General features: G+C 39.6%; 24 protein-coding genes. 23 read left to right on the forward strand and 1 reads right to left on the reverse strand.

All coding sequences use genetic code 11. From position 1 onward, the window contains the following. The first annotated feature begins 159 nt into the window (after positions 1 to 159). The gene (locus AB1498_03455; protein MEW6087334.1) at positions 160 to 675 is read left to right on the forward strand and encodes an NUDIX domain-containing protein; all 516 of its coding nucleotides are present in this window, start codon (positions 160 to 162) and stop codon (positions 673 to 675) included. Here AB1498_03455 and AB1498_03460 read toward each other — a convergent pair. Further along, entirely contained in the window at positions 672 to 893 is a 222-nt protein-coding gene (locus tag AB1498_03460; protein MEW6087335.1) for a NifU family protein, read from the reverse strand. The two genes, AB1498_03455 and AB1498_03460, sit on opposite strands and share 4 nt — an antisense overlap. A 113-nt stretch (positions 894 to 1,006) precedes the next feature. Here AB1498_03460 and AB1498_03465 point away from each other — a divergent pair, with 113 nt between their 5' ends. The 22 genes from AB1498_03465 to AB1498_03570 all read left to right on the forward strand — a co-directional run bounded on the left by AB1498_03465 (position 1,007) and on the right by AB1498_03570 (position 18,777). Further along, the gene (locus AB1498_03465) at positions 1,007 to 1,660 is read left to right on the forward strand and encodes an N-glycosylase/DNA lyase (protein MEW6087336.1); all 654 of its coding nucleotides are present in this window, start codon (positions 1,007 to 1,009) and stop codon (positions 1,658 to 1,660) included. 153 nt (positions 1,661 to 1,813) lie between these two features. After that, positions 1,814 to 2,080: an RNA-binding protein gene (locus AB1498_03470; protein ID MEW6087337.1), complete on the forward strand. Its 267-nt coding sequence runs from the start codon at positions 1,814 to 1,816 to the stop codon at positions 2,078 to 2,080. A gap of 156 nt (positions 2,081 to 2,236) precedes the next feature. Then, positions 2,237 to 2,683 carry an Rrf2 family transcriptional regulator gene (locus tag AB1498_03475; GenBank protein ID MEW6087338.1) on the forward strand — a complete coding sequence of 149 codons (447 nt, stop codon included), beginning with the start codon at positions 2,237 to 2,239 and terminating at the stop codon, positions 2,681 to 2,683. A gap of 45 nt (positions 2,684 to 2,728) precedes the next feature. Further along, complete coding sequence (locus AB1498_03480; GenBank protein MEW6087339.1) at positions 2,729 to 3,430, forward strand: phosphoadenylyl-sulfate reductase; 702 nt, start codon at positions 2,729 to 2,731, stop codon at positions 3,428 to 3,430. A gap of 63 nt (positions 3,431 to 3,493) precedes the next feature. Then, positions 3,494 to 4,678, forward strand: coding sequence for a sulfate adenylyltransferase (sat, locus tag AB1498_03485; GenBank protein MEW6087340.1), 1,185 nt, complete (start codon positions 3,494 to 3,496; stop codon positions 4,676 to 4,678). 26 nt (positions 4,679 to 4,704) lie between these two features. Further along, positions 4,705 to 5,100: a M67 family metallopeptidase gene (locus AB1498_03490; GenBank protein MEW6087341.1), complete on the forward strand. Its 396-nt coding sequence runs from the start codon at positions 4,705 to 4,707 to the stop codon at positions 5,098 to 5,100. After that, positions 5,097 to 6,683, forward strand: a complete 1,587-nt coding sequence (locus tag AB1498_03495) for a 4Fe-4S binding protein (protein MEW6087342.1) — start codon at positions 5,097 to 5,099, stop codon at positions 6,681 to 6,683. The genes AB1498_03490 and AB1498_03495 overlap by 4 nt, the downstream gene beginning before the upstream one ends. Beyond that, positions 6,674 to 6,883, forward strand: a complete 210-nt coding sequence (gene thiS / locus AB1498_03500; protein MEW6087343.1) for a sulfur carrier protein ThiS — start codon at positions 6,674 to 6,676, stop codon at positions 6,881 to 6,883. The genes AB1498_03495 and thiS overlap by 10 nt, the downstream gene beginning before the upstream one ends. 64 nt (positions 6,884 to 6,947) lie before the next feature. Continuing rightward, a complete protein-coding gene (cysK, locus tag AB1498_03505; protein ID MEW6087344.1) occupies positions 6,948 to 7,898 on the forward strand; it encodes a cysteine synthase A in 951 nt (316 codons plus the stop codon). 106 nt (positions 7,899 to 8,004) lie between these two features. Then, entirely contained in the window at positions 8,005 to 8,244 is a 240-nt protein-coding gene (locus AB1498_03510; protein ID MEW6087345.1) for a sulfurtransferase TusA family protein, read from the forward strand. An 89-nt stretch (positions 8,245 to 8,333) separates the two neighbouring features. Then, positions 8,334 to 9,557, forward strand: coding sequence for a threonine synthase (thrC, locus tag AB1498_03515; protein MEW6087346.1), 1,224 nt, complete (start codon positions 8,334 to 8,336; stop codon positions 9,555 to 9,557). Positions 9,558 to 9,570: 13 nt separating this feature from the next. After that, positions 9,571 to 9,867: a MoaD/ThiS family protein gene (locus AB1498_03520; GenBank protein ID MEW6087347.1), complete on the forward strand. Its 297-nt coding sequence runs from the start codon at positions 9,571 to 9,573 to the stop codon at positions 9,865 to 9,867. Between the two features lie 50 nt (positions 9,868 to 9,917). Then, positions 9,918 to 10,718 carry a molybdopterin-synthase adenylyltransferase MoeB gene (gene moeB / locus AB1498_03525; protein MEW6087348.1) on the forward strand — a complete coding sequence of 267 codons (801 nt, stop codon included), beginning with the start codon at positions 9,918 to 9,920 and terminating at the stop codon, positions 10,716 to 10,718. A 71-nt stretch (positions 10,719 to 10,789) separates the two neighbouring features. Continuing rightward, entirely contained in the window at positions 10,790 to 11,578 is a 789-nt protein-coding gene (locus AB1498_03530) for a formylglycine-generating enzyme family protein (GenBank protein ID MEW6087349.1), read from the forward strand. A gap of 63 nt (positions 11,579 to 11,641) precedes the next feature. Beyond that, positions 11,642 to 11,851: a type II toxin-antitoxin system VapB family antitoxin gene (locus AB1498_03535; GenBank protein MEW6087350.1), complete on the forward strand. Its 210-nt coding sequence runs from the start codon at positions 11,642 to 11,644 to the stop codon at positions 11,849 to 11,851. Beyond that, on the forward strand, positions 11,838 to 12,224 hold the full coding sequence (locus AB1498_03540) for a PIN domain nuclease (protein ID MEW6087351.1): 387 nt from the start codon (positions 11,838 to 11,840) through the stop codon (positions 12,222 to 12,224). The genes AB1498_03535 and AB1498_03540 overlap by 14 nt, the downstream gene beginning before the upstream one ends. A gap of 10 nt (positions 12,225 to 12,234) precedes the next feature. After that, positions 12,235 to 15,504, forward strand: coding sequence for a transcription-repair coupling factor (mfd, locus tag AB1498_03545; GenBank protein MEW6087352.1), 3,270 nt, complete (start codon positions 12,235 to 12,237; stop codon positions 15,502 to 15,504). Between the two features lie 16 nt (positions 15,505 to 15,520). After that, positions 15,521 to 15,907 (forward strand): hypothetical protein, encoded by a 387-nt coding sequence (locus tag AB1498_03550; protein ID MEW6087353.1) that lies wholly within the window; start codon positions 15,521 to 15,523, stop codon positions 15,905 to 15,907. A 35-nt stretch (positions 15,908 to 15,942) separates the two neighbouring features. Further along, entirely contained in the window at positions 15,943 to 16,389 is a 447-nt protein-coding gene (locus tag AB1498_03555; GenBank protein ID MEW6087354.1) for a hypothetical protein, read from the forward strand. Positions 16,390 to 16,393: 4 nt separating this feature from the next. Continuing rightward, positions 16,394 to 18,034: a 1,4-alpha-glucan branching protein domain-containing protein gene (locus AB1498_03560; protein ID MEW6087355.1), complete on the forward strand. Its 1,641-nt coding sequence runs from the start codon at positions 16,394 to 16,396 to the stop codon at positions 18,032 to 18,034. Positions 18,035 to 18,145: 111 nt separating this feature from the next. After that, on the forward strand, positions 18,146 to 18,397 hold the full coding sequence (locus AB1498_03565; protein ID MEW6087356.1) for a CopG family transcriptional regulator: 252 nt from the start codon (positions 18,146 to 18,148) through the stop codon (positions 18,395 to 18,397). Beyond that, positions 18,394 to 18,777, forward strand: coding sequence for a PIN domain-containing protein (locus AB1498_03570; GenBank protein ID MEW6087357.1), 384 nt, complete (start codon positions 18,394 to 18,396; stop codon positions 18,775 to 18,777). Before AB1498_03565 ends, AB1498_03570 begins: the two co-directional genes overlap by 4 nt. Positions 18,778 to 18,870 lie beyond the last annotated feature (93 nt).

The following is an 18,870-nucleotide window of genomic DNA, read 5'->3' on the forward strand; positions in this document are numbered from 1 at the left end:
TCGATACTTTTTTGGGAACTTTGTTCCTAATAGCTTTCATGCCGGTCTCCTTTATAACACACTATAAAAGATTCGGCTGAAAGCTATTTTTTTATATACTTTTTTTTTAAATTTGCCAAACTCAAGTTATTTTATTTAAAATAAGTATAATAACAAAATATGTCGGATAATAAAGAACTTTTGGATATAGTTAATAAGAATGGAGAAGTAATAAACAGTCTCCCGAGATCGGAAATTCACGGCGATCCGGCTTTTATTCACAGGGTTGTCCACCTGCTTGTTTTTAACACAAATGGCGATTTGTTTTTACAGAAGCGCTCAATTAATAAAGATGTGGCGCCGGGCAGGTGGGACACGTCCGTCGGCGGGCATATAACCCATGGTGAAACAATAGAGGACGCTTTGAAACGTGAATCAAAAGAAGAGCTTGGAATTAAAAATTGCAGTCCGAGGTTTTTGTATAAATATATTCATTCGAATCCCTATGAAACAGAACTTGTTTTTACTTATTCATGCATTTATGATAAAAAAATAAGCTTTAACAAAAAGGAAATTGACGAAATCAAGGCATGGAGTATCAAAGAAATCAAAAATAACCTTAAAAAAGGAATTTTTAGCGATAATTTTGAAGACGAGTTCGGAAGATATTTGAGTTTTAGAAGCGGAAAGAGCTAAACAGCGACTACTCCCTTTACTTCCGGGACTTCCTGTTTTAATATTTTCTCGACGCCGTTTTTAAGGGTCATCTGGCTCATGGGACAGCACCCGCACGCGCCGGTTAATCTTAATTTGACCACGCCGTTTTTGTCGACTTCCACAAGTTCTACATTCCCGCCGTCAGCTTTAAGCATAGGCCTTATTTTATTCAGAGCAACTTCGATTTTTTCTTTCATTTTACCTCCGGTGCTTCCATCTTTATATTATAGATAGTATTATTTGTCAAGTATTTTTTTCTTGACAAATAAAATAGCAAGAGTATAATTTTTAAATAAGTAAGGTGTCCCGGGTGGCAAGTCTTAAGAAAAATTTAAAGTATACGATTAAGAAAGCTTATCTTTTGCAAAAAGATAAAATAAAAGCGAGAATAAAAGATTTTGATAATATTTATAGAAATGGGACCAATGAAGATATTTTTGCTGAGCTTGTGTTTTGTATATTAACGCCTCAATCTAAGGCTAAAAATTGCTGGACAGCGGTGGAAAATCTAAAAAAAAATAAATTGCTATGGACAGGAACATATTCCCGGATTGCCGGGAAATTGAATGGAGTAAGGTTTAAAAATAAAAAAGCCAAGTATATTGTTGAGGCGAGAGAAAGATTTTTCGATAACATACCTATTAAGTCCGCGGTTAATATCTTCCCTGATAATATCAAGACCAGAGATTATCTAGTAAAAAATATAAAAGGCATAGGATATAAAGAGGCAAGCCATTTTTTACGGAATATCGGGAGAGGTGGGAATCTTGCCATACTTGACAGGCATATTTTAAAGAACCTTGCTGTTTTTAACATAATCAAAGAAGTCCCGTCTTCTATTTCAAAAAATAAATATTTTGATATAGAGGAAAAAATGAATAATTTCGCTGAAAAAATAAAAATCCCCGTCGCGCATTTAGACTTTCTATTTTGGTCTAAAGAGACAGGAGAGATATTCAAATAGGAGGTGAGGAGTAGTACAGTTTTTTAGGCAAGTTTTTATTAAATTTCTCTTGTGTTTAATAATGTGATCATAGAGTATGGCTTGTTGTTTCGCGATATTTCTTGAGAAAGCATTGTTAGACAAAGAGAGCAATGAGAAAAAAGGAGATTTGGAATGGCAAGCGCAAGACTCTATGTAGGAAATTTAAAGTATTCTACGACGAATGAACAATTACAGGAATTATTTTCTGTATATGGTGAAGTAAAACAAGTCAACATTATTGAAGGAAAAGGTTTTGGTTTTGTTGAAATGTCAAACCCGGATGAAGCTGAAAAAGCAAAAACTGCGTTAAACGGGACTGATTTCTTAGGCCGCACAATAAAAATTGATGAAGCTCATCCACCTAAAGAAAGACAACCAAGAAGGGATTTCAGAAGATAATACTGAAAATCCTCATTTGAATAAACGGTAATTTGATATAAAAAAAAGGGAAACCTGTTTTTGAGGTTTCCCTTTTTTATTATGATGCCAATTTTTGCTTGACAAAAGGTATTTTATCCATTATAATATTACCAAAACGGTAGGAATAGTGATATTATGAAGCTTTCAACTAAAGGACAGTATGGTGCCAGGGCAATGCTTGAATTAGCTATTCATTATGAAAACGGCCCAATACTTCTAAGGGACATCGCTAAAAAACAGGGTTTATCCGAGAGATATCTTGAACGTATAATGACTGTTTTAATTTCTGCCGGGCTTGTCCGGAGTTTAAGAGGAAAGTGCGGCGGTTTTATTTTGACAAAACCATTGGAAGAGATTAAATTAAGCCAGATTGTCCAGGCGACTGAAGGGTCGCTTAGCCCTGTCGTTTGCCTTGATGACCCGGCATCATGTAAAAGGATTAAATTTTGTGTTACTTATGATATCTGGGGAAAATTAAAAAAAGAGATGATGAAGGTACTGGACTCTATAACATTGGCGGATATGGTTCAAATGCAAAAGAAAAAAGTCAAAGAAACAGAAGAAAAAATGTATTATATTTAAATAGTGCTGAAGGCTGAAGGCTGAAGCGCAGAAGGAGAAGAAATAATGGCAGAAGATTTGGAACAAAAATCAGCCCAGGAGATAATCAAATGGGCGCTTGAAACGTATCAAAACAGGGTCGCGCTGGCCTCAAGTTTTGGTGCGGAGGATGTTGTTTTGATAGATATGCTGGTGAAAGTTTCAAAAGAGAATAATTTGGGTGAGGTGGAAATTTTTACATTGGATACAGGCAGGCTGCCGGGAGAAACATATAATTTAATGGATAAAATCAGGGAAAAATATGGGGTAAATTTGGAGGTTTATTTCCCGGACACAAAATCCGTGGAAGACATGGTTTATGAATATGGATTCAATTTGTTTTATAATAGCATCGATTTAAGAAAACTGTGTTGTAAGGTAAGAAAAGTGGACCCGTTAAATCGCGCCCTGAAAGGTTTAGACGCTTGGATTTGCGGCCTGAGAAAAGAACAGTCTGTGACAAGAGCGGAAGTTAAAAAGGCTGAGTTCCCGAAAGACGGCAAAGGAATAGTCAAAATAAATCCGCTGGCTGACTGGACGGAACCGGATGTCTGGGACTATATAAGGAAAAATGATGTGCCATATAATGAATTGCACGACAAAAGTTATCCAAGCATAGGTTGTGAACCTTGCACCAGGGCAGTTAAACCCGGCGAGGATGTAAGAGCGGGCCGATGGTGGTGGGAGACCCCTGACAAGAAGGAATGCGGATTACATTGCGGGAAGTAAATCATTGTTTAAGCGGTTTAAACCGTTTAAACCGCTTGAACTATTTAAACAAAAGGAGTTAAGATGATTCATCCTCATGGAGGAAAGTTAATAAGCCGTGTTATAATTGGAGATGAAAAAAAAGAGCTCGAAAAAAAGTCAAAACATCTTAAAAAAATCCATCTAACACCCAGGGAAATATCCGATTTGGAAATGATCGCCATCGGCGGGTTCAGCCCGTTAGAAGGTTTTATGGGAAAAAAGGACTATGAAAATGTGATAAATAACAACCGCATGTCTTCAGGTTTGCCATGGACAATTCCAATTACTTTGGCAGTTACCAAAGAGGAAGCTGATTCAGTGAAAGAAGGTGAAGATGCCGCGCTTGTTGAAAACAAAGAGCATGGTGCAGAGGGTATGGAGCAGAGAGTTTTGGCAATTTTGCGTCTTGAAGAAAAATATAATTATGATAAAAAGAAAGAAGCAAAATTAGTTTATGGCACAGATGAGGATGTCCACCCGGGGGTAAAAATAGTGTATGAACAGGGAGATGTTTTATTGGGCGGAAAAATCAGTGTTATAAAATGTCCCGAACATGATAAGTTTTTAGAATACCGGTTAAACCCGGCTGATACGCGTAGAATTTTTAAAGAGCGCGGGTGGAGGCGGATTGTCGGTTTTCAGACAAGAAATCCGGTACACCGGGCCCATGAATACATTTTAAAATGCGCCCTGGAAGTAGTTGACGGATTATTGCTTCATCCTATTGTCGGAGAAACCAAAAGCGATGACATCCCGGCGGAAACCCGGATGAGATGCTATAAAGTATTACTGGAAAAGTATTACCCGGGGGAAAGGGTGCTCCTTGCGGTGAACCCCTCGGCTATGCGTTACGCGGGCCCGAAGGAAGCTATATTTCACGCTATTGTCAGGAAAAATTACGGATGCACTCATTTTATAGTCGGGAGGGACCACGCGGGCGTGGGAAATTATTATCCGCCTTTTGCCGCGCAGGATATTTTTGATGAATTTTCACATGATGAAATTGGTATCGTCCCGCTCCGGTTTGGAAACAGTTTTTACTGCAGAAGATGCCAGGGGATAGTTTCTGAAAAAACATGTCCTCACCCGAAAGAAGACCATTTTTCTCTCAGCGGGACGAAGGTGAGAGATCTCCTGAAAAACGGTGAGATACCTCCGGTTGAATTTACAAGGCCGGAAATCGCGAATATATTGGTGGAATGGTATAAGCAGGGTGGCGGTAGGTAGCAGAGAAGAGGTAAAAGGGAATGCTTGTGATTAAACAGAAGTTTATTGACCAGTTGATAAATCACGCAAAAAAAGGGTATCCTGAAGAGGTTTGCGGGATTATCGCGGGAAAAGAAGGTTCGGTTTTAAAGATATATGAAATGGCAAATGTTTCGAAAACGCCGGAAACATTTTATTTTATGGAACCCGAAGAGCAGTTTAAGGTGTTAAAGGATATCCGTAATTCCGGAATAGAGATGCTTGGGATATACCATTCACACCCGGCTTCAAAGGCGCATCCTTCAGAAGAAGACTGCAGGATGTGTTTTTATCCCGATGCGTTTTATATGATAATTTCACTCAAGGATTTTGATAAACCGGAAATAGGGGTTTTCAGGGTAAACGGGGAAAATATTACTGAAGAAAGGGTGGATATAAAATGAACAATAAAATAAATCCACGAGATAAATCTGTTAACAATAAATTAAACGTGGCGATAAATGTTGAGGAACTGAAACGCGGCGGGGTTTTAAAACTGAAAGAAAAGGGGATGTTCTGCATATGGGTCAAGACTTATTGCGCCAATTTAAGTTCCGTGCAATTGAGGAAAGTGGCGGAACTAAGCGAAAAGTACGGGCGCGGTATAGTCCTTTTTTCCACCAGGCAGATTCCCATGATTCCTTTTGTGAAGCTTTCGGATGTCGATTCCATAAAAAAGGAATTAAAAAAAGTTGAGGTGGGACTGGACAGGTGCGGGCCGAGGGTCCGGAATATAAATGTCTGCTATGAAGATAATATTTGCGGGGAGGCTGTAACCAACTCTTTGTCCCTGGGTGAAAAGCTGGAGAAATATTTTGATGACCCGATAATTCATAAAATCAAAATTGGTATCTCAGGGTGTTCAAAAGATTGTATAGGTTCAAGGGTCTTAAATGATATATGCTTTATAGGAACGGGAAAAGAAGGCCTGTATGACGTATTCCTGGGGGGGAGACTTGGTTTAAAACCGTTTGTCGGGATAAAGATGGCGGAATCAATTTCCGAAAATAAGTGTGTTAAATTTGTGAATAATTATTTCGATTTATTAAGGGAAGAAGGAAAAGAGAAAGAACGTTCCGCGGACATAATAAACAGACTTGGAGAAAAGTATGTCCAAAGTAAACTTGTAAAAGAACTGGATAAAGCAGATATCACAAAAATAGAATGTCCGACACATGTCAAAACTGAACAATTTGACAGGGCAATTTTAAAAATTAAGGCGACATGCGGGGAAATTAACGCCGGTCAGGTTGAAAAGATTGCGGATATAGCGGAAAAATACGGTAATGGATTTATCCATTTTACAATCTACGGCGCCCCGGAAATACCTGGTGTCGATAAAAATAATATTGAAAAGATCCGGCAGGAACTCGCGGGAGTGAATTTAGAATTACTGGATAAGGGTATCGGCAATATACAAACCTGTTTTGGCGGGTATTGCCCGAAAGGGGTATTTGATACCCAGTCATTGCTAAAAAGAATCGATAAAGCGGCGGGGGAAACAGGGTTTTCCAATCAGGACATAAAAATTTCCGCGTCCGGCTGCCCTAATTCCTGCGGGATCGCGCATCTTTCCGATATAGGCTTTTTAGGCGTGGTTGAACCTGAAATAAACGCTTTTAAATGCAGCGGGTGCGGTATTTGTGAAAAGGCCTGCAAGGTCAAAGCGATAAAAATTATAAATAAACTCGCCGTAATCGACAAAACGAAATGCAGTTATTGCGGGGAGTGCATTAAAAGCTGTCCGGTTGACGCGGTCTGCGCGAAAAGATCGGGGATAAAAATGCTGGTTGGAGGCTCATATGGCAAAGAAACAGTTTTGGCCCGGCCTCTTGCGGAATTTTTATCAGAGGAAGAAGCTTTGGCCGCGGCGAAAAAATGTTTACAAGTGATAAAAGAGAAAAATACAAAGTTGAAAACAATAATAGATGAATTTGGATTCGAAAGGTTTAAGGAAAAAATAATTGGAGAAAAATCATGCCTATAAAATTAATATTAAACGGTAAGCCTGAAGAATTGGAAAAAGATATGACGGTGCTGGAGTTTTTGAACAAAAAAAATATACGGCCGGAAGTAGTTACTGTTGAACTTAATGACAAAATCATACAAAGGCAGGAATATCAGAATGTGTATTTAAAAGACAGCGACAGGGTGGAAACAGTGTTTTTTATGGGAGGAGGAAGGTAATAAAAACGAAAATTCCCCAAAGTTCAAATTACACACGGAAAAAATAAAAGTGGAGGAACCTGCTATGAACGAAAAATCTAAGAAGTCGGGAGAAAAAATTTCTGATAGTGTCCTGGATTTAATTTTTAATACACCTATTGTTAGATTAAACAAAATTGCCGGTAATGATTCAGCTAAAGTTTACGCAAAACTGGAATCTTATTCTCCAGGCGGGAGCGTTAAAGACAGGATCGCGTTGAATATGATTGAAGAGGCGGAAAAAAACGGCAGGCTCAAACCCGGGGATATTATTATTGAACCAACGAGCGGCAATACAGGAATAGGCCTCGCGCTTATTTGTGCCGTAAAAGGATATAAATGTATTCTTACAATGCCTGAATCAATGAGTGTTGAGAGGATGTCGATACTGAAAACGTTCGGCGCGGAATTGGTGCTCACGCAGGCGTCTGAGGGTATGAGGGGCGCGGTGAAGAAGGCGGAAGAAATATTTAATAACACAAAAAACGCGTTCATGCCCCAGCAATTTAAAAATCCGGCAAATCCTGATGTCCATAGAAAGACAACGGCGCAGGAGATATTGCAGGCGATGAGAGGCGCGTTTGACGCGTTTGTCGCGGGCGTGGGGACCGGTGGGACTATAACCGGTGTCGGGGAAATTTTACGCCGGGAATACCCGGATATTAAAATAATCGCTGTTGAGCCTGAAAATTCAGCCGTCCTATCGGGAAGAAATCCTGGCCCGCATAAAATACAGGGAATCGGCCCGGGATTTATTCCTGAAATATTAAACAGGAAAATTATCGATGAGATTTTTACGGTTGCTGATAAAGATGCTTATAACACTGCGCAGAAATTGGCGAAAGAGGAAGGAATCTTCTGCGGAATTTCATCGGGCGCGGCATGTTTTGTTGCATTAAATATGGCTAAAAAATTGGGAAGGAATAAAAAAGTTGTGGTTGTGTTTCCTGATACAGGCGAGAGATATTTCAGTATGCAGCAGTATTTTGAAATGTAAGACTCTGTTACTTTTTTTAAATAGAGTTGCAATGGTTCAGATTTGTCGACAAAGGCTTGCGATTGTTAACGCGAACAGAAAAAATAAAAATGCAAAAGGAAATAACATGGCAGAAATAAAAAGTGACCAAAAACTTGATTTGCGCGGGGTGCTTTGCCCGATGAATTTTGTTAAGACTGTGCTAAAACTGGAGGAAATGACAGAAAATGAAGTTCTTGAAGTTTTGCTTGATGATGGAGACCCGGTTGTAAATGTGCCAAGAAGTGTCAAGGAAGAAGGTCACGAGGTTGTTGGAGTGGAAAAACTGGAAGATAAAGGATATAGATTGATTGTTAAGAAAAAATGAGCTATAAAGTTCTAAATTTGAAAGTTATTTTAACTGTTCAAACCGTTTAAACTGTTTTAATGGCTTAAACGATTAACATAGGAGTAATTATGAGTTATGTAAAAGGTCTAAAATGCCGTGAATGCGGAAGGCTTTTCCCAAAAGAGCCTCTTTATGTCTGTGAATATTGTTTCGGGCCGCTAGAACTGGATTATGATTACATACAGTTAAAAAAAATATTTAATAGGGAATTGATAACCTCCCGCGCGAAAAATCTCTGGAGATACAAAGAGCTTTTGCCTATTGACGGGAACCCTATAGTCGGCCTTGAATCAGGGTTTACGCCTTTGGTGAAGGCGTCCAATCTCGCGAAAAAACTGGGAGTAAAGGAATTATATATTAAAGATGATTCCGTATGCCATCCGACTTTATCGTTTAAAGACAGGGTGGTATCAGTCGCGATTTCGAAGGCGAAAGAGTTTGGTTTTGGCACCGTTGCCTGTGCATCCACGGGAAATTTAGCTAACTCGGTTTCCGCGCAGGCGGCCAAAGCGGGGATACAATGTTTTGTTTTTATCCCGTCCGATCTTGAGGCGGGAAAGGTAATCGCGTCCTTAATTTATGCTCCAAGGGTTATTGCGGTTGAAGGTAATTATGACGAAGTCAACCGGCTTTGCACGGAGGTCGCGGCCAAATATAAATGGGCGTTTGTAAATATTAACATAAGGCCTTATTACGCGGAGGGTTCAAAAACTTATGCCTACGAGATTGCGGAACAATTGGGCTGGAAAGCTCCCCGGCATATTATTGTGCCGGCGGCAGGGGGGTCGTTAATAACAAAGATTTACAAGGGACTGCATGAATTTAAAAAACTGGATTTGATTAATAATGTCCCTACAAAAATATACGCGGCCCAGGCAAAAGGATGCGCGCCGATTGTGAATGCGATAAAAGAAGGAAATGAGATTATAAAACCGGTAAAGCCAAATACGATAGCTAAATCCTTGGCAATCGGGAACCCCGCGGACGGTTATTATGCTTTTAAAACGGTTACAACGAGCGGCGGCTTTGCTGATGATGCAACCGATGAAGAAATAATCGAAGGGATAAAATTGCTTGCCTCAACGGAGGGTATTTTTACAGAAACCGCGGGGGGTGTTACAGTCGCTGTTGCCAGGAAATTAATTGAATCAGGCAGGATCCCAAAAGATGAATCAATTGTAATTTCAATCACAGGAAACGGTTTAAAAACACAGGAGGCGGTTTTAGGCAGGGCGGGGAATGTTCTAAAGATAAAACCGAATATCGATTCATTTGAAAAATCGCTGTCTTAATGAGGAGGAAAAAATGAGTATAAAAATAAGAATACCGACACCGCTGCAGAATCTCACAAAAAACCAGACAGAAGTTGAATGCAGTGGGGCTGATATCGCGGATTTAGTAAATAATCTTGATAAGGAATATCCCGGAATAAAAACAAGATTATGTGATGAAAACGGGAAAGTCCGGAGATTTATAAATTTTTTTGTCAACGACCAGGACATACGGTTTTTACAGGGGGATAAGACCAAGTTAAATGACGGGGATGTAGTATCGATTATCCCGGCGATCGCGGGAGGAGAAAACCCGCCTTTAGCGGTTTAAACAGCTCGAACCGTTTAAGCAGTTTAAACGGTTAATTAACAGGGGGTTCTATGGATTTAACAGAAAAACAGATTGAACGTTACAGCAGGCAGATAATTTTGTCCGAAGTCGGCGGCGCGGGGCAGAAGAAATTGCTTTCCGCGAAGGTCTTGATAATCGGCTGCGGCGGGCTTGGTTCTCCATGTGCGTATTATCTGGCAAGCGCGGGAATCGGGACAATCGGATTGGTTGATGGTGACACGGTTGAATTAAACAATCTCCAGCGCCAGATTATTCATTTTACAAAGGATGTCGGCAAGTTAAAGGCGGAATCAGCCAGGGAAAAATTACAGGCCATTAATCCCGATATTAATGTGGTTACTTATCCTGTAAGGGTTACATCTGAAAATATTTTGAATGTCATAAAAGATTATGACATTATTGTTGACGGGAGTGATAATTTCCCCACACGATACCTCGTTAACGATGCGTGTGTGATTTCTAAAAAGCCTTTTTCTCACGCGGGTATTTTGCGGTTTGAAGGCCAGGCCATTACAATAATACCAGGTAAAGGTCCCTGCTACCGCTGTCTTTTCCCCGACCCGCCACCCCCGGGAATGGTCCCGTCATGCCAGCAGGCCGGGATTTTGGGAGCGGTCGCGGGAATACTGGGCGAGATACAGGCGACGGAAGTATTAAAATTCATTTTGGGGAAAGGGGATTTGTTGACCGGGAAGCTCCTTGTGTTTAACGCGCTGAAAATGGATTTCAGAAAACTTAATATACCGGAAAATCCGGAATGCCCTATTTGCGGGAAAAACCCCACAATAACAAAATTGATTGATTACGAGCTTTTCTGCAGTGGACGTTAAATTTATTATAATAAAATATTTAAAAAATATATTTACATTGATAGATGCTTTTATTATAATAAAATCCTATTATGAAATACAAAGCGGTTTATCTTTTTTTAATATTTATTTTAATTTTTAAATTAAAGGTTTTTGCTGAAGATAAAACGGGTAATTTATCAAAACTTATCTCTCCGCCGCCTGCGCGCACGGCAATGATTTTAATCCCGGCAGGGGAATTTATAATGGGATATAACGATGGGAATTCCGATGAAAATCCGGAGCATAAAGTTTACCTGGACGCGTTTTATATGGATAAATACGAGGTTAGTAATAAAGATTACCAGAAATTTATAAGAGAAACTGATTATCCCGCTCCTGAATTCTGGTATAGCAAGGAATACAAAAATTTTAATAAACCCGACCATCCGGTAGTAGGTGTGAGCTTTGAAGACGCGTTTAATTACGCCTTATGGGCGAAAAAAAGGCTGCCAACAGAGGCCGAGTGGGAAAAAGCCTGCAGGGGAGACAGCAGTTTTTTATATCCATGGGGAGATAAAAAACCTGACAAAAGCCTGGGAAATTTTTGCAGTGAGGCTACCGTGGATTCAAAGTCCTTTCCGGAAGGTGTAAGCCCATACGGCATTTATAACATGCTTGGAAATGTATGGGAATGGTGCAGTGACTGGTATGATGAAAATTATTATAAATCAGCCCCCTATCAGAATCCATCCAGCCCGAAGATTACAGGCCGCCGTGTTTTGCGCGGAGGTTCATTCCTTTGCTCATTAGATATTTTGAGGGCCACCCTCCGTGGATATGCCGACCCAAAAGACAAAGCCGTTTATTATGGTTTCCGCTGCGCGAAAGATGTGAAATAAAGATATCAAAAACTGCTTGAAATTATATCAAAATTATTTTATTATTAAATAGGGAGGTGTGCAATGTCCAGAACAGTCATTGATGTTCAAGATGATCTTTTAATAAAAGCACAAAAAGCCACAGGCTTTAAAAAAAAAGTTGATATAGTGAATTATGCACTGAAAAGACTTGTGGAACAAAAAGAAATTGAAAAAATTTTTAATCTTAAAGGCAAAGTAAAATGGGAAGGAAGTATTGAAGAAATGAGAAAGGGCAGGGATGGTTCTAATTGATACGTCAATTTGGGTGGATTTTTTTCAATATCCTGAATCATCTTATACGGAAAGACTGGAAAACCTGATAAAAGATAACAACAAAGCAGTAATATGCGGCATTATAATTCAGGAAGTGCTCCAGGGAATAAAAGATGAAAAGAGTTATCTTGCTACAAAAGAAAGATTATCCAAATTCCCATTTATCGTGACAAATAGAGAAAGTTATTTTTTTGCCTCTTCTCTTTACCGGTCATTAAGGAATAAAGGTATAACTGTTCCCCCCGTTGATGTTACTATTGCTTCTATTGCAATACTTAACAAAATTCCATTTTTTACAAAAGACAGCCATTTTAGCATAATAGCAAAATATGCAGATTTAGAATTATATTAAATTTATTTTAATGCCAGATAGTTTTAAAGACTTTGTAGATAAGTTAAATCAACTGCAAAAAGCATCCCATGAGAAAAAAGAACTGAAAATTGCCGGCTTTTATGGAAGTTCAGCCGCGTATTTTTTTTCTCACACTGGCCGCAGCCTGCCTCCTGATTTTAAAAGGCCGATAGTTTTTTTATTCCCCCAGCCTGAAGATGCGGAAAATTTTTATGAAGACCTTCTTACGTTTTATGAAAAAGAAAAAACATTTTTCTTTCCCGACTGGGAAATCCTGCCTTTTGAAGATTTACCGGTGCACGCGGATATTGTGAGCGGCCGTATTTCCGCGCTTTCAAAAATATTGGACAATAAAACCTTTTTTTTAGTTACAAGCGTGCCCGCGATTTTTTCCAGGACACTCTCATTTGACGGTTTGGCCGGGAAAATCAATCATATCAAAGAAAATTCTAAAATAAAATTTGATGAATTTCTGAAATTTTTAACCGCGGCGGGTTACGAAAGAGAAAATCTTGTTGAAAAAAGGGGCCAGTGGAGCGTCAGGGGAGGAATTGTGGATTTTTTTCCTCCCGGGAAAGAACTTCCCGTTCGTATTGAGTTTTCAGGAGATCTGGCTGAAAGTATAAGGGAATTTGACGCTGTTACACAGAAGACAATAAGGCGTATTTCAGAAATTATTGTTTTACCGGTCAGCGAATTTACCGAATGGCAGGAACCTTCGGACATATTTTCTTATCTGCCTGATGATACTCTTTTTTACATAGCGGACAATAAAAAAATCAAAGAAAAACTTGCGGAGTTTGATGAATTAGTTAAAGAAGGCAAAAAAAATATTTTCAGCGGAGAAAGGATAAAGTATCTTTCTATAGAAGAATTGGAACAAAAATTAGAAAAATTTCCAAAAATCCTATTCCAGCCTATGGCAGAAAAAAGTGATGATATTTTCTGTTTTGATTTTATTCCGTTAGAGCCATTTTTGGGGAAGGTGGATGATTTAGAAAACAAACTGCTTGGGTGGCAGAATAATCAATATAGAGTGGAGATATTTTGCGAGAACAAAGGCCAGAAAGAAAGATTGGAGGAATTGCTCGGCAGTAATCTTATATGTTCCGGTTTTATAAATATTAGAATCGGAAGAATAACACGCGGGTTTAAATCGGAATCTCAAAGGCTTGTGGTTTTTAATGAGGATGAAATATGGGGCAGGTATCGCCGGAAGGCGAGATACCCGGAAAAAAAGTCAATGCCTTTTTCCACAGTTTTTTCGGACCTGGAAGCCGGTGATTTTATTGTTCATAATAATCACGGTATAGGAATTTACGGGGGATTAAACCGCTTGAATATCGACGGGCGCGAATCGGATTACGCGGCTATTACTTATGACGGCGGAGATAAACTTTATTTGCCGGTTGACCAGATCGGACTTATTAAGAAATATATCGGGGCAGGGGAAAGTACACCCAGATTGTCAAAATTAGGCGGGCAGAATTGGGAAAAGACAAAAAGGAGAGTGAAAGAAAAAATAGCCGCTCTGGCGATTGAACTCCTGGAAATTTACACTATAAGGCAGGGTATGGAAGGTTTTGCCTTCTCGGCTGATTCAGAATGGCAGGGAGAATTTGAGGCCTCGTTTATTTATGAAGAAACGGCGGACCAGTTAACGGCAATTGAAGAAATTAAACGCGATATGGAAGACAAAAAACCGATGGATCGTCTTCTTTGCGGAGACGTGGGCTATGGAAAGACAGAAGTGGCGATGCGCGCCGCTTTTAAAGCGGTAATGGATGAAAAACAGGTCGCGGTCTTAGTGCCGACTACTCTCCTCGCGGAACAGCATTTTAATACATTCAGGGAGCGGATGGCGGATTACCCGGTCCGAATCGAGATGTTGAGCAGGTTCCGCTCGGTGTCTGAACAGAAGGAAATTATTGAGATGCTGAAAAAAGGCGATGTGAATGTAATTATAGGGACACATCGTTTGATTCAAAAAGACATCGGATTTAAAGATTTAGGCCTTATTATTATTGATGAAGAACACAGGTTTGGAGTCCGGCATAAGGAACAGCTTAAAAAAATAAGAAAAAATGTGGATGTTCTCGCCATGACCGCGACCCCTATCCCAAGGACACTGCATCTTTCTCTTTCATCCGCGCGGGACATTAGTTTAATCAATACTCCTCCCGAGGGCAGGTTCCCGGTAAAAACTTATGTGGAACCATACAATGAAAAAATCATGGCCATGGCGGTCCGAAGGGAATTAAACCGCCAGGGACAGGTGTTTTTTGTCCACAATTGCATAGAAGAACTTTTGAAAATTTCGGAAAAAATAAAAGAGCTGTGCCCCTCTGTTAAAATAGGGACCGCCCATGGGAAAATGCGGGAAAGCGAGCTCGAAAAGGTAATGGAAAAATATTTAAACTCTGAATACGACCTTTTGCTGTCCACAACTATAATCGAATCAGGGCTGGATATTTCTAATGCCAATACAATTATTATAAACAACGCACAGGATTTCGGGCTGGCCCAGCTTTACCAGTTAAGGGGTCGTGTCGGGAGGTCGCACCACCAGGCATATTGTTATCTTTTTTTTGAGGCGGGCAAAAAGATTTCCGGGGAAGCGGAAAAAAGGCTTCAGGCGATTTTTGATTTTACCGAATTAGGTTCGGGTTTTAAAATCGCGATGAGGGACCTTGATATCCGGGGCGCTGGGAATCTTCTCGGTGCGGAGCAACACGGACATATTTCAGAGGTAGGATTTGAATTATACTGCGATATTTTAAAAGAGAGCGTTGAAGAATTGAAGGGAAATAAGATCGAGGAAGAAGAAATCACAGAGGTAAATTTAAAAATACCGGCGTATTTTTCTGAAGATTACATTCCTGACGAACATCAGAAGCTTATTTTGTATCAAAGATTGGCCCTCTGCCGGAATGAAGAAGAATGCGGCTCGGTTAAAAACGAACTGGAAGACCGTTTTGGGCCTATTCCGCAGGAGGGGGGGAACCTCCTTTCGATAATCCGGCTGAAAATATTAATGCGCAGGATTGGAATAGGTTATGCCGGAGAAAAAACAGACGGATTAATTTTAAAATTTGGGCTGCGTTTTCAGCATAATCTTAAGAAAATTTCAGATATTTTTGCAAATTCAAAGTGGAAAAAAGATATTGAAATTTTGTCTTCGGGGCCCCTTATTTTGAAATTAAAAACAGACATCCCGGTTGGCAGGGAAAGGTTAAACCTCATGGAAGGTTTTTTTAGTTTATTAGAAAAATATTTATAGTATAATATAAAGAATTATGGATAACGGCCAAAAAAATATTAAAATAAAAAAAATCATTATTTTGTGGTTAATATTATTTTTAATTGTATTTCTGGCCTTTAAATTTCATTTAGATAAAAAAATAACGGCTTCCCTGGTTATCCTGTACGGGTTGATTACACCTGTATTTTATGGTATTATTTCATTCTTTGGTGTATGGCTGGCCGCTGTGCCATGGATTGGACCTGTGATAATTAAAGCAATAAGTATCCCTGTATTTTGGCTGTTGCACGGTGTTGCGTATCTTGGGTCATTGATTTTTGTCGCGAAGGGTGAATCAGGAAAAGCTATTGATGCGAGGGTCCTTACCTTGATTTTTGTTACTGGTTTTCTTTTAGGATATATTATTGGTAAAATATTTTAATCCGCCTCCGGCGGACAAGAATAAACGGAGGAAATATGAAAAGATTTTCTGTTTTGGCGGCAATTTGTTTGATGGTTATTGCTACTACAAATGGGATTTGCGGGGCCGAAGATGTGAAAGACAGCCTTGCCGGCGATGTTAAAATAGGGTTTGAAACTTCTGATAGTAAGGCTGTAACAGAAGAAAATTATATGGAAGAAGAAATGAGCCAGGAAGAATGGGAAGAGAAGGAACAGCTTGCCGCCAATAAATTTTTGTTTGAAACAAAATGCAATAAATGCCATTCATTTCAGGTCCCTCTTTCAAAAAAGAAGACTTTTAAAGATTGGAAAAAAACAGTTGAGAAAATGCATAGAAAAGATTTAGCGTGGATTTTGCCAATCGAGGTTACAACCATCATCGATTATTTATATAAGATAAACGGAATAAAAGAAAATGAAATAGGACAGGACACAACCATTCAGCAGAAAATACTGAAATAAATTTATGGCAACCATGAAAAGAAACCTGAAAATAGGGGAAGGGTATCTTTGTTTAATGCTGCACGCCCATTTGCCGTATGTCAGGCACCCGGAAGAAGAATATTTTCTGGAAGAAAACTGGCTTTATGAGGCAATAACAGAAACATACATTCCGTTAATAAATATTTTTGATAAACTTGTGAGGGACGGCATAGATTTTAGAATTACAATGTCCCTGACCCCGCCGCTTGTTTCAATGCTTAAGGACCCTCTTTTGCGCGACCGCTATATTCGCCATCTTGGAAGATTGATTGAGTTGTCGAATAAAGAAATATCACGAACAGGATTTGATCCTGAATATCATGGTTTGGCGTTAATGTATAACCGCCGGTTCAATGAGGCGATGGATACATTTGTCAATGTTTATAAAAAGGACATTGTCTCCGCCTTTAAAAAATTCCAGGACATTGGGGTCCTTGAAATTGCGGCTTCATGCGCGACACATGGTTTTTTGCCTATTCTTAATATCAATCCTTCGGATACAAAAGCGCAGATATTGATTGGTGTTGAAAATTATAAAAAGACCTTCGGGAAAAAACCGAAAGGTTTCTGGCTGCCGGAATGCGGCTATTACCCGGGTGTGGATGAAGTTCTCAAAGAGGCAGGGATAAAGTATTTCTTCCTGGATTCACACGGTATAATGAACGCCGATCCAAGGCCGCGTTATGGCGTTTACGCGCCGCTTTTTTGTCCCTCAGGCACTGCGGCATTTGGCCGCGACTTTGAATCGTCAAAACAAGTATGGAGTTCAAAGGAAGGATACCCGGGGGACCCGGATTACCGCGAATATTATAAGGATATCGGCCATGAGTTGGATTATGATTACATAAAACCGTATATACATAATATGGGTTTTAGAATTAATACCGGCTTGAAATACTGGAAAATAACGGGAAATACGGAATATAAAGAAGCCTACCAGCCTGATTCAGCGAAGGAAAAGGCCGCGCTGCACGCCGGTAATTTCATGTTTAACCGTGAGAAGCAGATAGAATATCTTTCTTCCCATATGGACAGGAAGCCTGTTATTATTGCCCCTTACGATGCCGAGCTTTTTGGCCACTGGTGGTTTGAGGGCCCGATGTTTATTGAGTTTTTGGTAAGAAAAATTGTTTTTGACCAGAAAACAATCAGTTTGATAACACCATCGGAATATCTTGAGGAATATCCCGTCAACCAGATGTCTCTTCCCTCGGCTTCCAGCTGGGGATATAAAGGTTACGGGGAAGTATGGCTGGATTCATCAAATGACTGGCTCTACCCGCATTTGCATGAGGCAAGCCGCAGGATGACGGAGCTCGGTAAAAATTTTTCATTACACATAAATAAGAAGGTCACGGCAAGCCGTGCCCCTACATTGATAAGACGGGCGTTAAACCAGGCAGGCAGGGAATTATTGCTCGCGCAGTCGAGCGATTGGCCGTTTATTATGAAAACAGGTACCATGGTGCCTTACGCGGAGAAAAGGTTTAAACAGCATATCAGCCGGTTCAATAAAATCTACAATGACCTATTAAATAAGAATATTGATAAAAACTGGCTGGAAGAAGTTGAGTCGAGAGATAATATATTTGGTAATATTGAGTGCGCGAAATATTATAAATAGCTAATTAACTTGCTGTCCCTAATAATAAAATCCTGTAATATATCTTGACAAAATATGGTATTATGGTAATATGATACTAAGGTATCATTTATGAATATGGAGGGTAAATTCATGTCAACAAATATCGCCACAAATATAAGGCTTCCCGAAGAAGTCCTGAAAGCCCTGAAATACAGGGCGATTGAGGAAAAAAAGAGCGTGAACCAGATTATTCGCGAGGCGGTGGAAAAATTTCTCGCGAGTGTGGTTGAAACAAAAAAGTATAAAAATGACCCGTTGGAAAATATTATCGGCATAGCGGAATCAGGGATCAGGGACGGTTCCAGAAATCATGATTACTATTTGTATAAGAAAAAAAGATGAAAATATTTATGGACACGGGAGCTTTTGTGGCGCTTACGGACGCGAGCGATGAAAATCACACGAAGGCGAAAAATTTTTATAAAGATGCCGCCGCGAAGGGCGTAAAATTTGTGACAACAAATTTTGTCCTCTGTGAAACAATGAATTACCTGAATGCGAGAATATCCCATAATGTTTCCATTATATTCAGAGATAACATTAAGAAAAGCAGCGCGGTCGAAATTATCAATATAACTCCGTTAATAGAAGACGCGGCTTTTAATATTTTTAAGCAGTATAAAGACAAGGATTTCAGCTTTACCGACTGCACAAGCTTCCATGTCATGAGATACCTCAAAATAAACAAAGTAACCGGTCAGTTACCGGTGGAAATCAGGTAGGCGCAGGCTTTAGCCTGCGAGGAATCAAGTGAATAATAAATCTTAAAGACAACAGCAAAAAAAACCGAAGCAAAAGCCATAAAAAAAGGGAAT

It is taken from the genome of bacterium, from assembly GCA_040754625.1.
In the GTDB taxonomy this organism is placed as follows: Bacteria; JACRDZ01; JAQUKH01; order JAQUKH01; family JAQUKH01; genus JAQUKH01.

Bases quoted from the DNA above. Each gene is read 5' to 3' on its own strand.
- AB1498_03455 (MEW6087334.1), top strand. From the start codon at position 160: ATGTCGGATAATAAAGAACTTTTGGATATAGTTAATAAGAATGGAGAA.
- AB1498_03460 (MEW6087335.1), bottom strand. From the start codon at position 893: ATGAAAGAAAAAATCGAAGTTGCTCTGAATAAAATAAGGCCTATGCTT.
- AB1498_03470 (MEW6087337.1), top strand. From the start codon at position 1,814: ATGGCAAGCGCAAGACTCTATGTAGGAAATTTAAAGTATTCTACGACG.
- AB1498_03475 (MEW6087338.1), top strand. From the start codon at position 2,237: ATGAAGCTTTCAACTAAAGGACAGTATGGTGCCAGGGCAATGCTTGAA.
- AB1498_03480 (MEW6087339.1), top strand. From the start codon at position 2,729: ATGGCAGAAGATTTGGAACAAAAATCAGCCCAGGAGATAATCAAATGG.
- sat (MEW6087340.1), top strand. From the start codon at position 3,494: ATGATTCATCCTCATGGAGGAAAGTTAATAAGCCGTGTTATAATTGGA.
- AB1498_03495 (MEW6087342.1), top strand. From the start codon at position 5,097: ATGAACAATAAAATAAATCCACGAGATAAATCTGTTAACAATAAATTA.
- thiS (MEW6087343.1), top strand. From the start codon at position 6,674: ATGCCTATAAAATTAATATTAAACGGTAAGCCTGAAGAATTGGAAAAA.
- cysK (MEW6087344.1), top strand. From the start codon at position 6,948: ATGAACGAAAAATCTAAGAAGTCGGGAGAAAAAATTTCTGATAGTGTC.
- AB1498_03510 (MEW6087345.1), top strand. From the start codon at position 8,005: ATGGCAGAAATAAAAAGTGACCAAAAACTTGATTTGCGCGGGGTGCTT.
- thrC (MEW6087346.1), top strand. From the start codon at position 8,334: ATGAGTTATGTAAAAGGTCTAAAATGCCGTGAATGCGGAAGGCTTTTC.
- AB1498_03520 (MEW6087347.1), top strand. From the start codon at position 9,571: ATGAGTATAAAAATAAGAATACCGACACCGCTGCAGAATCTCACAAAA.
- moeB (MEW6087348.1), top strand. From the start codon at position 9,918: ATGGATTTAACAGAAAAACAGATTGAACGTTACAGCAGGCAGATAATT.
- AB1498_03530 (MEW6087349.1), top strand. From the start codon at position 10,790: ATGAAATACAAAGCGGTTTATCTTTTTTTAATATTTATTTTAATTTTT.
- AB1498_03535 (MEW6087350.1), top strand. From the start codon at position 11,642: ATGTCCAGAACAGTCATTGATGTTCAAGATGATCTTTTAATAAAAGCA.
- AB1498_03540 (MEW6087351.1), top strand. From the start codon at position 11,838: ATGGTTCTAATTGATACGTCAATTTGGGTGGATTTTTTTCAATATCCT.
- mfd (MEW6087352.1), top strand. From the start codon at position 12,235: ATGCCAGATAGTTTTAAAGACTTTGTAGATAAGTTAAATCAACTGCAA.
- AB1498_03550 (MEW6087353.1), top strand. From the start codon at position 15,521: ATGGATAACGGCCAAAAAAATATTAAAATAAAAAAAATCATTATTTTG.
- AB1498_03555 (MEW6087354.1), top strand. From the start codon at position 15,943: ATGAAAAGATTTTCTGTTTTGGCGGCAATTTGTTTGATGGTTATTGCT.
- AB1498_03560 (MEW6087355.1), top strand. From the start codon at position 16,394: ATGGCAACCATGAAAAGAAACCTGAAAATAGGGGAAGGGTATCTTTGT.
- AB1498_03565 (MEW6087356.1), top strand. From the start codon at position 18,146: ATGTCAACAAATATCGCCACAAATATAAGGCTTCCCGAAGAAGTCCTG.
- AB1498_03570 (MEW6087357.1), top strand. From the start codon at position 18,394: ATGAAAATATTTATGGACACGGGAGCTTTTGTGGCGCTTACGGACGCG.